Here is a 12,058-nt window from a genome sequence, read left to right as displayed (position 1 = left end):
CCTAGAACCTTTCCGTGTTTCCCGGATTAGCGAAAAGGCTCTATCTCTTTGTTTTTCCGCAATTCCGGACGGTGAACCGGTGTCCACTGCACCCAGAATTGCTCCAGAACGGATATGAAACTGAGTTCGCCGGACCGTTCTGTTCTTGTCTTCTCAGCTTTTCGACACGCGCGCGGCAAGACCAACCCAGCCGCAAGACGCACATCTTCCTGTCCATGCGCGTCTTCGGAACAGTGCGCTGCCGCGCTATCTCATTTTCGAGGAGTAGCGCACCGGCCCCTCCCGGGCCCGGTGCAGTATGACAAAACACAAGCCGTTTGACGACCGTTACTTGAGCGTGTCCCAGGAGTTCTGGATTTCGGTCGCCGCATCTTCGGCAGACTGGCCGCCGACGAAATCGATCATACCGGTCCAGAATGCGCCTGCGCCGATCTTGCCGGGCATCAGGTCGGAACCGTCGAAGCGGAAAGTCGTGGCTTCCGTCAGGATTTCGCCTTCGCCACGCAGCGTGTCGTTGGCATAGGCTTCCGGGTTGACGTCCTTGAAGGGTGTCAGGAAACCGGACTGGGCCATCCAGATCTCGTGGGCAATCGGCGTTTCGAGGAACTCGATGAAAGCCTGAGCCGACGGGCTATCCTCGGTGATGCCGAACAGCGTGCCGGCGCCGAGAACAGGCTTACCCAGATCTTCGCCCTCATAGGCCGGGAAGTAGAAGAAATCGGCATCAAGACCGAGTTCCGTGCCTTCCGGGAAGAATGAGGGTATGAACGATGCCATGTGGTGCATGTAGCACTTCGGCGGGCTGTCGAAGAGGCCCTTCGGGCTGTCGCGGAAATCGGTCGAGGCAACGGCATCGGCGCCGCCGTCAACGAACTGATCGTTCTTGGCGAACCAGCCGAACTCGTCGATCGCGTTGACGACACGCGGATCGTTGAACGGAATTTCGTTCGTGACCCACTGGTCATAGACTTCCGGCGGCTGCGTACGCAGCATCATATCCTCGACCCAGTCGGTCGCCGGCCAGCCGGTCGCACCGCCGGAACCGAGACCGATGCACCAGGGCGTGCCGCCGTCGGCAACGATCTGCTCGGTCAGCGCCTTCAGCTCTTCCATGGTTTCGGGAACGTCGTAACCGGCATCGTCGAAGTTGTCGGGAACATACCAGACCAGTGATTTGACGTCGGCTTTGTAAGGGAAGACATAGAGGTGGGACTCGCCATCCGGCCCTTCATAGGTCGAAAGATCGACCCAGGACTGTCCAGCCGCATATTTTTCCGCCAGGAATTCACCGGTCTCTGCGGGCAGTTCCGTCAGAAAACCCTTGGCTGCGAGGTCGGCGGCAAGGCCGGGCTGCGGGAACACGGCGATATTGGCCGGGCTGCCGGCCTGCGTGTCGATGACGATCTGCTGTTCGAAGGAGTCGGAGCCGGAATATTCGACATTCGCGCCGGTGGCTTCCTCGAAATAAGCCAGTACGCTTTCGATCAGATCCTTGTCGGGCCCGAGCCAGGGGCCGAAGATCGTCAGCGTCTGGCCGCTCAGATCGTGGGAATCGGAAAACTGGGTAAAGCTGTCCCAGTTGAAGCGGGAATCCTCGCCGGGGGCGAACTTCAGGTCGGCAGCCTGGGCCGCACCGGTAACGAGGGCGAGCGTAGCGACGCCCGTCAACAGAACTTTATGCATGTGATTTACCTCCCATCACATTCGACCCTCTCGAAGGTCTCGGTTGTCATTCGGCGCTCAATTCAAAGCGCTTTGACATCTCCAGAGAATTCGCGTGTGATGGGCTTGAGTCAACCCCTTTCCCTAAAACAAGACCAAATTTTGCCGTTTTTTCGGAGCTGGGACGTTTTTTAATCGATTTTTCCCAAAAAGGGCTTTCCACATCGCCACAAGGGTTGATAAAAAACTCAAACCGCTTTGGAAAGACACTGAGGGAACCGCTTCACGTTAAGCGCGACGCGCCGGAGCCGTGCAGAACATATTTTCCCAGAACCAACCTTGCCGGTAAACGTTTTGGAGCGCAGGAAGTTTCACAGAATTTTCAATGTGTAGCGCGCCTCCAGGGAGGACACGGGAGTGAATCTGAAACAATTGTCGGCGCAGCTCGGTCTTTCGCCGACGACTGTGAGCCGGGCCCTGAACGGATATCCCGAGGTTAACGCCGCGACCCGCGAACGCGTGCTGAAGGCTGCACGCGAAACGGGCTACAGACCCAACCGCACGGCACAGCGGCTTGCAACCGGCAAGGCCGGCTCGATCGGCCTGTTGATGCCGATCGGCGACCAGGTGATTTCCGACCTGCATTTCGGGGAGTTTCTGAACGGACTGGGGGAAAAGGCCCAGGCGGAAGATTTCCATCTCGTGGTCATGCCGGCCAATCCCGCCGACGAGGTCTCCGCGCTTCAAAGCCTGGCGACCAGCGGTTACGTCGACGGGCTGTGCCTCGCCTATATCCGCGAGAGCGACAGCCGCATCGACCTGATGGAATCCTTCGGGTTACCGTTCATCGTTCACGGTCGTTTTTTCGATCCGCCGCATCCCTACCCTTCGCTCGATGTCGATAACGAAGCGGCATTTTATGACGCGACGCGGCTTCTGCTGCAGCTCGGCCACCGTCGCATCGGCCTTATCAATGGCGACGAGAAATTCGGGTTTGCCATCAGACGGCGCGATGGCGTGATCAAGGCGCTGGCGGAGGCCGGCCTCAGCCTCAGCGAGGATTTCCACGTCTCCGCGCAGATGACCGAGGCTGACGGTCAGCGCGCTGCCGAACGCTTTCTCGACGGCCCCGAAACGCCGACCGCCATGCTGTGCTCCAGCATGGTACAGGCGCTCGGCATTGTGCGGGCCGTCGCTCATTCCGGCAAGCAGCTCGGCAAGGACGTTTCGCTGATATCCTATGACGATGTCCTGCCCCTGCTGCGCCCGGAACTGTTTTCCGTGCCGCTGACGACCACGCGTTCATCGCTGCGCACGGCGGGCAAGCGCATTGCCGAAAGGCTGATTCACCGTATCAACGGGCTGGAAAAAGACGAAACCCAGGAATTGTGGCGCCCTGAACTTGTGGTGCGCGCCTCGACAGGCCGGGCCCCTGAATAACCTGCACCTCTTTCAAGAAACGCGCTATTTTACAAAGTAAAAATTTTGGCAGGCAGCAAAACCAAAACAGCCTCCCGTTGAACAGGTCCCGACGACATAACCCTGACGGGCACAGCGCCGCAACCAGTCACGAAAACCCGCATTGCCACCTGAGCCATAGAGGAAAAACCAACCGTCCGGTCTCAAAGGCGCACATGCCTGTCTTCAAAATGACGTCAGAACTGCCGGATCCAGCTGCTAAGTGCCGAAAACCCTTCAGGATTAATGGCATAGAAACGCTTCGTGCCAACCGGGGTCACCCGGACAAGCTTGCTGTCCAGCAAGGCTTTGAGGTGCTGGGACACCGCCGGCCGGCTGATCGGCAACCCTTCCGATAGCTCGGTCACCGTTTTCGGCTCGCGCCGCATAGCCATCAGAAGATGGCGGCGATTGGGGTCGGCGATTGCGACAAAAGGATCAAACGTGGTCATGCCGGCACATTACGTCAAAGTTATCGGCGCGACAAGTACTTCTTTTATGCAAAAGTAGACGTTAAAACCTATCCTGATCGAAATACTCAACAATGGAACGTTGATTTGTATTTCCGTCTGCTTTTCTTTCTAAACTTGCAGACTGATATCCATTACTTGTTTCATTACTTATATCTGACGTATCAGCACCCTCGCCGGCACTGTCCGAAAGAACCGACCCCGGACGGTCACCCTTGACCGGCGCTTCAGGTGTCGTCGCGTTGATGCGCGCAACACTCGGGCGGAACAGGGTTCTGAAGTCATTGTCCTCGTTATAGGCCACTTCGGTGGTTTCGCCCATGACCGACAGCTTGCGCGCCAGTTCGCTATGCGCTGACTTGCGCGGGTCACGCGTCGGCTCGGGCACACCGGCAGACGTGCGGCTTGCCGCCTGAATCTGCTCCGGCGTGATCTGCGCGCCTTCATCCAGCCCGGCATAGGCAAGACGCGGGCTTGGAACCGGCACTTCGCCATCGATAAAGCCGAAGCGATCATTTTCGAAACCGGCATCATTGCCGAACGAAGCAACCTCAACCGGCGCCGGCTCGACAGGTGCCGCAGCATCGGCCACGAGCACATCCCCCACCGTCATGCCCTGCTCCGGGCCGAGTGAGGCCGGTCGCGAGCGGGGAAGCGGAATGTTGGCCGCGATCGCCAAACCAGGTTGCGCCTCCGGCGGGTTGGGATCGACAAGGGCCGTTGCAAGCGGCGTACCGAGCTCAGCGTTATCCACGCCCGGACGGGTCAGCGGCAGAGGGATATCGAGATTGTCGAAGCTCACGGCCGCCGTCAGGATATCGACCGGCCGCTGCGCCGGCGCCGTCTGGCGCGTGGGGGTTGCCGCACGCTGCTGGGAGCCGCCGGAGCTGCTGCTGTCATTGCCGGAGCGATCGCGGTTGAACAGCATCGAAAGCAGGGTCCGCCCCTCGTCCTCGTCACCGTCATCCGCGGTATTATTATTGCTGGCGACCCGTACGGGCTGCGAACCGGACACACTGCCCTTGGCCTTGTATTCGGCCAGAGCCTGCTGATATCCGGGCAAAGGCTTGCCGTCGGCTGGAAGGTGAAGCGTATGCCCTTCCGGGAACAGAGAAACAAGCTGGCTTCGGCTCATGCGCGGCCATGCACGCACGCTCGCCACGTCCAGATGCACGAAAGGAGACCCGGAACGTGGATAATAGCCCACGCCGCCGCGCTGCATCTTCATCGCGGTCGCGCGCAGTTTTGCCAGCGGCACGCCGGGAATGAAGAAGTCCATGGCATTGCCGAGCATATGCTGGGACTTCTTGGCCACGCCGGACGATGTCTTGCGCAGCATCGCGTTGGTCTGCGGCGAACGATAGGCGGAGACGACATTGATATAATCCGTCGCGCCGACCTGCTGGTATACTTCCCAGACCAGATCGAACAGCTTGGGGTTCATCGTGGTCGGCTCCTTGCGGCGCCAGTCGCGCAGGAACCAGTTGAGTTGCTCGAGCCCCTTCTTGTCATAGCGGCCATTGCGCTTGAAGGTGATCTCGGCTTTTTCGCCTGTGTGAAGGAAATAGAGTTTCAGCGACCGGGTTTCCGCCCGTGCCTGATCAAATCCGAAAACGCAGAACATGGCCGCAAGCATCGCCAGAACGGCAAAGGTCCGTTTCAGGAATATGCTTGATGGACGGTCAGTCAAACCGAACTCTCCCTGGATACTCTGAATGTCTTGATCGGGGCCCCGCTTTGTCCGCGCTCTTCAAAGGTCCCGGACAGCGACCCTTTTTTGAAGGTCCAATGCGGCGCAAACGAGGCAGATTTCCCGCCTGACTTTCAGCTTGCCATTTTATAGGCAATATTTGGTTAAATTCCTAGAGCCATCGATAACCGATTAACCTTTCGCAAGTGTTAAGTCCTTGTCGCAAATCAACCCGACACTTCCTCCATCGGAGCCTATTTTTATCAATAGAAGACTGGCGCGATATTTTCCGCGCTTGCGATTGCGGGGCGACATCGTGACACATATGTTGAAGCCGAGCCCAACGGCGACGACCGCATAAAAAACAGGAAAGACAGATCCATGTTCAACGCTTCATTTCCGCGCATTCCGGCTGACAGCTCCGCTCAGGCGGCCGAGACCGGCGACGAGGCCCTGGGCCAGCTGCCCGAATGGGATCTCACACATCTTTATCCCGGCGCGTCCTCGCCCGAATTCAACAATGCTTTCGATGAAGCCGCCAAACAGGCCCGCTCCTTCTCAACCCGCTGGAAGGGCAAGCTTGCAGAGGCAGCCGCCAAAACCGGCGATGACGGCCTTGGCGCCGCCATCGAAGCCTATGAAGCGCTTGGCGACACGCTCGGACGTCTCGGTTCGTTTGCAGGGCTTTCCTATTATGCCAACGCCGCAGACCCGGCGCTGCGCAAGCTTTACGGCGACACCTCTGCACGGATTACCGAAATCTATGCCGACCTTCTGTTCTTCGAACTGGAGCTAAACCGGCTGGACGAGGACACGATCAACAAGGCGCTTGAAGCCGATCCGCGCTTTGCCCGCTACCGTCCCTGGGTGCTGGACCTCAGGCTGGAAAAGCCGCATCAGCTCGATGACCGGATCGAACAGCTGTTCATGGAAAAATCCACGACCGGCAATCAGGCCTTCAACCGCCTGTTCGACCAGACCATGGACCGCATGCGCTTTACCGTGGACGGCGAGGAAATGCCGATCGAAAAGGCGCTCAACCTTTTGAGCGACACCAAGGAACCGGTACGTCGCAAGGCGGCGGAAGCGCTGGCCGCCACCTTCAAGGACAATCTGCCGACATTTTCGCTGATCATGAACACGGTGGCGAAAGACACCGAGATCAACAGCCGCTGGCATGCCTTCGAGGATATCGCCGACAGCCGTCACCTGTCCAACCGGGTCGAGCGCGAGGTTGTCGATGCGCTTACCGAAGCCGTGCGCGAAGCCTATCCGCGCCTGTCCCATCGCTACTACGCGATGAAGGCGAAATGGCTCGGCATGGACCAGATGAACTACTGGGACCGTAACGCGCCGCTGCCCGACACTGCCGAACGCGTTATCCCGTGGGACGAGGCACGCGACACGGTGCTTTCCGCCTATGGCGCGTTTTCGCCGGAAATGGCCGGCATTGCCCGACGCTTTTTCGACGAGCAGTGGATCGATGCCCCGATCCGCCAGGGAAAACGCACCGGCGCCTTTGCCCATCCGACCGTGCCCTCCGCCCACCCTTATGTTCTGGTCAACTACCTCGGCAAGCCGCGCGATGTGATGACGCTCGCCCACGAGCTCGGCCATGGCGTGCATCAGGTGCTGGCGGCCAAACAGGGCGCGCTGATGTGCTCGACCCCGCTGACGCTGGCCGAAACGGCATCCGTCTTCGGCGAAATGCTGACCTTCCGTGCACTGCTTGCCCAGACCTCCGACAAGGCCAAGCGCAAGGCGATGCTCGCCCAGAAGGTCGAGGACATGATCAACACGGTCGTGCGCCAGATCGCCTTTTACCAGTTCGAGCGCAAGGTCCATACCGCCCGCCGCGAGGGCGAACTGACGGAAGACCAGATCAACGACATGTGGATGTCGGTACAGGCCGAAAGCCTTGGGCCCGCGATCAAGCTTGCCGATGGCTACGAGACCTATTGGAGCTATGTGCCCCACTTCATCCATTCGCCGTTCTATGTCTATGCCTATGCCTTTGGCGACTGCCTGGTGAATTCGCTCTATGCCGTCTACCAGAATGCCGAAAGCGGCTTTCAGGACAAGTATTTCGAGATGCTGAAGGCCGGCGGCACCAAGCACCATTCCGAACTGCTGAAGCCGTTCGGCCTCGACGCATCCGACCCGGCCTTCTGGAGCAAGGGGCTTTCGATGATCGAGGGCCTGATCGACGAACTCGAAGCACTCGACAAGGAATAGGATGAAGCGCGCCGTCTTCCGGGACGACCTTGCCGGTCGCATGCTGAGCTTTTGCGACCCGCATGCGCTGATTGTGGCCGAAACCCCGGCAGATGTGCCGGGCGCCTTCGCCCACATGGAAGAAGCCCGCGCCGCAGGCCACTGGCTGGCGGGCTACATCTCTTACGAGGCGGGGTTCCTGCTGGACCCCGCCTTTTCCGCGCATCCGCCTGAAAAAGGGGAAACGCCCTATATCTGTTTCGGGGTTTTCGATGCGCCCGCAAAGACCGGTCTCGCGACCGCCAGCGTGGAAAGTCCCTTCCTCTCCGGCGTTCGCCCCGCCTGGGATTTTGCGGCCTATCGCCGGCGTTTCGAAAACCTGCATGCCCATCTGATGGCCGGCGACTGCTACCAGGGCAATCTGACATTCGCGGTTCATGCCCGCTGGAGCGGCGATCCGGTTGAAGCCTTTCATGGCTTTGCCGAACGTCAGCCGGTGCGCTACGGCGCCTATGTCGACCTTGCCGGACCGCGCATTCTCTCGCGTTCGCCGGAACTGTTCTTTTCGGTCGACAGCGACGGTTTCATCGAAACCCATCCGATGAAGGGAACGGCCGCGCGCGGGGCCACTCCGGCCGAAGACGAGGCGATCATCGCGGCAATGCTGGATGACGACAAGACGCTTGCCGAAAACTGCATGATCGTCGACCTGCTGCGCAACGACATCTCGCGGATTGCCGAACCGGGCAGCGTGCATGTGCCGAAACTGTTTGCAATCGAGACATATCCGACCCTTCACCAGATGGTCAGCCATGTGCGTGCGAAGCTGAATGCCGATGCTGACCTGCAATCGATTTTCGCCGCACTGTTTCCCTGCGGCTCGATCACCGGCGCGCCGAAGATATCGGCGATGAAAATCCTGCAGGCGCTGGAAGACGGGCCGCGTGGCGCCTATTGCGGCGCGATCGGCCATATCGCGCCGGACGGCACCATGCGCTTCAATGTCGCCATCCGCACGATCACGCTGTTCGATGACGGGCGGGCGGTGTTCAATGTCGGCGGCGGCGTTGTCCTTGATTCGACCGCGCGCGCCGAATATGAAGAAGCCTTGCTGAAAGCCCGTTTTGCCGCCGGCGACCTGTCCGCCGCGCCGGCCGGTTAACCGGCCGATTAAGGAGACCGCGATGATCCTGATTTCGCTGACCTATGTGGCGCCCATGGAAGCTGTCGAGAAGCATTTCGACGGCCATATCGAATGGTTGAACCGCCATTATGCCAGTGGCGATTTCATCGCCTCGGGACGCAAGGTTCCCCGCACCGGCGGCGTCATCATCGCGCGCGGCAGCCTGGAGGCGGTGCGCACGATCTGCGAAACCGACCCCTTCGTCAGCGAGGGCGTGGCAACCTACGAACTGACCGAAGTGGATTTTTCCAGAACCATCGCCAGCGCCGAAGGGCTGAAGTCGTCGTGACGGTATGACCAGCGAACGCCCCTTCCGGATGTTGCCCTGCGCCCGATCCTACAAGGGCATGAAGGACGCCGATATCGATGCCCTTCGCGATCATCTTGGAGAAGTTTTGAACTGACTTCTGGAATGGCGGCAACAAATCCGCTTTACTGTTGCGCGACGCTGTGGTCACGCTTCATGCGCGACAGCAGGCGTCGGGGAACAAAACAGCCGCGCCAGGATTTCCCTTGCGTTCGCGGCAATCGCTTCGTGCGCTGGCACCAACCGAGAAGGAAACGGAAATGCTTCAGGAATACCCGATCCACGCCGAAATCACCGGACCCATTGTCATGATCGGTTTCGGGTCCATCGGGAGAGGCGCCCTGCCCCTGATCGAGCGGCATTTCAATTTCGACAAGTCGCGCATGGTGATTATCGACCCCAACGATGCCCACGCCAATATCGCGGCGAACCACGGCGTCCGCTTCATCCATGCCGCCGTAACCAAGGACAATTACGAGGAACTGCTGGAACCGCTTCTGACCGAAGGCGATGGCCAGGGCTTTTGCGTGAACCTGTCCGTCGACACCTCGTCGCTCGACCTGATGAAGCTCTGCCGCTCGCTCGGCGTGCTTTACATCGACACCGTGATCGAACCCTGGCTCGGGTTTTATTTCGACGAAAACGCCGACAATGCCGCACGCACCAACTACGCGCTGCGCGAAACGGTGCGCAAGGAAAAGCGCAAGAACCCCGGCGGCACCACCGCCGTTTCCTGCTGCGGGGCCAATCCCGGCATGGTGTCGTGGTTCGTCAAGCAGGCGCTCGTCAATCTGGCCCGCGACACGGCCATGAATTTCGTCGAGCCGATGGCGGACGACCGCGAGGGCTGGGCGCAGCTGATGAAGGATGCCGGCGTCAAGGGCGTTCATATCGCCGAACGCGACACCCAGCGCTCCAAGTTTTTGCGCCCGCAGAACACATTCTGGAACACATGGTCGGTCGAAGGCTTCGTGGCCGAGGGCATGCAGCCCGCCGAACTTGGCTGGGGCACGCACGAAAAATGGATGCCGAAAAATGCCAAGAACCACAAGAAGGGCTGCAAGGCCTCGATCTATCTCGAGCAGCCCGGCGCCAATACGCGGGTGAGAAGCTGGTGCCCGACGCCCGGTCCCCAATACGGCTTCCTCGTCACCCACAATGAATCGGTTTCGATTGCCGACTACTTCACGGTTAAAAACGACAAGGACGAGGTGACCTACCGGCCAACCTGCCACTATGCCTACCATCCGGCCGATGTCGCCGTACTCTCCCTTGATGAAATGTTCGGCAATGGCGGCAATGCGCAGCCGGAAAGCCTGGTGCTGGAAGAAGCCGATATCCTGACCGGGATCGACGAACTCGGCGTGCTGCTCTACGGCCACGACAAGAACGCCTACTGGTACGGCTCAAGGCTTTCGATCGAGGAAACCCGCGATCTGGTGCCCTATCAGAACGCAACGGCGCTTCAGGTCACCTCCGCCGTTCTCGCCGGCATGGTCTGGGCGCTGGAAAACCCGGAAGCCGGTATCGTCGAAACAGACGAAATGGACTATCGCCGCTGCCTTGAAATCCAGTCTCCCTACCTCGGCCCCGTCGAGGGCCACTACACCGACTGGACCCCGCTCACCGACCGCCAGACCTTCTTCGAGGAGCGCAAGGACGAGAAAGACCCCTGGCAGTTCAAGAACATTCTGGTGCAGTTCTGAGAACTGGTTCGCCAATCGCGATGCGTCATCCTCGGGCTTGACCCGAGGATCCAAACACGTGTCCACACGGCCGACGCTGGCGGTCGGCTCGCCGCAGCGCCAGCGCTTACGTTTCTCGCGACAGACGTAGCTGGATGCTCGGGTCAAGCCCGAGCATGACACACGTTGAAGGAGACCGCGTTCGGGAAACACCGAAGATGTGCCCCAACGCCGGCAATTCGACCGCCCGGTTTCCTTGCTCGAATCCGCGTCTCACCCCACCCGAAAATGCTTCGACAGCTTCAGCCCCTGCGCCTGATAATTCGAGCCCAGCCCCGAGCCGTAAAGCGCCGTCGGCGGGTCCATCATGTGCTCGTAGACAAGGCGGCCGACGATCTGGCCGTGCTCGAGGATAAACGGCACCTCGTGGCTTCTGACCTCCAGCACCGCGCGCGCGCCCTTGCCGCCGGCACCCGCATGGCCGAAGCCCGGATCGAAAAAGCCGGCATAATGAACGCGGAATTCGCCGACCAGCGGATCGAATGGCGTCATCTCCGCGGCATAAAGCGGCGGCACGTGGACGGCTTCGCGCGAGACGAGAATATAGAATTCGTCCGGGTCGAGGATCAGCTCCCCCTTGCCGCGCCCCTCGATCGGCTCCCAGAAATCGAGAATATCGTAACCGGCCTTGCGGTCGACATCGATGACACCGGTGTGGTGCTTGCCGCGATAACCGACCAGCCCTTCGCCCTCCAGATCGATCGAAAGCGCGATGCCGCCATCGGAAATGTTGGGCATGTCGCTGGCCACCAGCGTTTCGGCGCGGTGCAGCACCATCAGCGCATCTTCGGCAAGCACCGCATGGCCGGAGCGGAAGCGGATCTGTGAAAGCCGCGAGCCCTGCCGCACGATGACAGGAAAGGTCCGCGGTGAAATTTCGAGATAAAGCCGTCCCTCGTAACCTGCCGGGATGATATCGAATTCCTGTGCGAAATCGGTGATCACCCGGGTGAAGATATCGAGCCGTCCGGTCGAGCTTTTCGGGTTGGTCGAGGCCGACAGGTTTTCCGGCAGGTTCAACCCCTCCATCAGTTCGACAATATAGACGCAGCCGGTTTCCAGCACCGCGCCTTGCGTCAGGTCGATCTCGTGCATGCTGAGCCGTTCAAGCTTGTCGCTCACCCGGTGTTGCGGGCCAGGCAGAAAACTGGCGCGCACCCGATAGGCTTTGGCGCCAAGCCTGAGGTCGAGACTTGCGGGCTGAATCTGGTCATGATCGAGCGGACTGACAGTCGTCAGGTTGTTGTGCTCGAGTAATGCGGCAATGGCGTGATCGGCCAGTATTCCGGGCTTCTTTGACATGTTTTGCTCCTGTTGGCCGACAAAACC

9 protein-coding genes are annotated in these 12,058 nt (G+C 59.8%); 5 read left to right on the top strand and 4 right to left on the bottom strand.

Annotation, left to right across the window (positions count from 1 at the left end; translation table 11 throughout):
* Nucleotides 1-327 precede the first annotated feature (327 nt).
* Nucleotides 328-1,683 carry an ABC transporter substrate-binding protein gene (locus ABID12_RS11130; protein WP_354434251.1) on the bottom strand — a complete coding sequence of 452 codons (1,356 nt, stop codon included), beginning with the start codon at nucleotides 1,681-1,683 and terminating at the stop codon, nucleotides 328-330.
* A gap of 396 nt (nucleotides 1,684-2,079) precedes the next feature.
* On the opposite strand from ABID12_RS11130, the gene ABID12_RS11125 reads away from it, so the two are divergent.
* Nucleotides 2,080-3,102 (top strand): LacI family DNA-binding transcriptional regulator, encoded by a 1,023-nt coding sequence (locus ABID12_RS11125; protein ID WP_106308158.1) that lies wholly within the window; start codon nucleotides 2,080-2,082, stop codon nucleotides 3,100-3,102.
* A gap of 215 nt (nucleotides 3,103-3,317) precedes the next feature.
* Here the strand turns inward: ABID12_RS11125 and ABID12_RS11120 are convergent, their stop codons facing one another.
* Both ABID12_RS11120 and ABID12_RS11115 read right to left on the bottom strand, forming a co-directional pair.
* Entirely contained in the window at nucleotides 3,318-3,572 is a 255-nt protein-coding gene (locus ABID12_RS11120; protein WP_106308161.1) for an ArsR/SmtB family transcription factor, read from the bottom strand.
* A gap of 61 nt (nucleotides 3,573-3,633) precedes the next feature.
* On the bottom strand, nucleotides 3,634-5,280 hold the full coding sequence (locus ABID12_RS11115; RefSeq protein WP_435528214.1) for a peptidoglycan L,D-endopeptidase MepK: 1,647 nt from the start codon (nucleotides 5,278-5,280) through the stop codon (nucleotides 3,634-3,636).
* Nucleotides 5,281-5,661: 381 nt separating this feature from the next.
* On the opposite strand from ABID12_RS11115, the gene ABID12_RS11110 reads away from it, so the two are divergent.
* The 4 genes from ABID12_RS11110 (at nucleotide 5,662) to ABID12_RS11095 (ending at nucleotide 10,690) form a co-directional block, all read left to right on the top strand.
* Complete coding sequence (locus ABID12_RS11110) at nucleotides 5,662-7,515, top strand: M3 family oligoendopeptidase (protein WP_354434250.1); 1,854 nt, start codon at nucleotides 5,662-5,664, stop codon at nucleotides 7,513-7,515.
* A 1-nt stretch (nucleotide 7,516) separates the two neighbouring features.
* On the top strand, nucleotides 7,517-8,656 hold the full coding sequence (locus ABID12_RS11105) for an aminodeoxychorismate synthase component I (RefSeq protein ID WP_354434249.1): 1,140 nt from the start codon (nucleotides 7,517-7,519) through the stop codon (nucleotides 8,654-8,656).
* 22 nt (nucleotides 8,657-8,678) lie between these two features.
* The gene (locus tag ABID12_RS11100; RefSeq protein WP_319517783.1) at nucleotides 8,679-8,966 is read left to right on the top strand and encodes a YciI family protein; all 288 of its coding nucleotides are present in this window, start codon (nucleotides 8,679-8,681) and stop codon (nucleotides 8,964-8,966) included.
* Between the two features lie 278 nt (nucleotides 8,967-9,244).
* Nucleotides 9,245-10,690: a homospermidine synthase gene (locus ABID12_RS11095; protein WP_354434248.1), complete on the top strand. Its 1,446-nt coding sequence runs from the start codon at nucleotides 9,245-9,247 to the stop codon at nucleotides 10,688-10,690.
* Between the two features lie 252 nt (nucleotides 10,691-10,942).
* On the opposite strand, the gene ABID12_RS11090 is transcribed toward ABID12_RS11095, so the two are convergent.
* Nucleotides 10,943-12,031 carry a 2'-deoxycytidine 5'-triphosphate deaminase gene (locus ABID12_RS11090; protein WP_354434247.1) on the bottom strand — a complete coding sequence of 363 codons (1,089 nt, stop codon included), beginning with the start codon at nucleotides 12,029-12,031 and terminating at the stop codon, nucleotides 10,943-10,945.
* Nucleotides 12,032-12,058: the final 27 nt, after the last annotated feature.

Source organism: Martelella mangrovi, assembly GCF_040545495.1.
Taxonomy (GTDB): domain Bacteria; phylum Pseudomonadota; class Alphaproteobacteria; order Rhizobiales; family Rhizobiaceae; genus Martelella; species Martelella mangrovi.
Note: the sequence above shows the minus strand (reverse complement) of the source record. Positions and strands in the feature narration are given on the sequence as shown.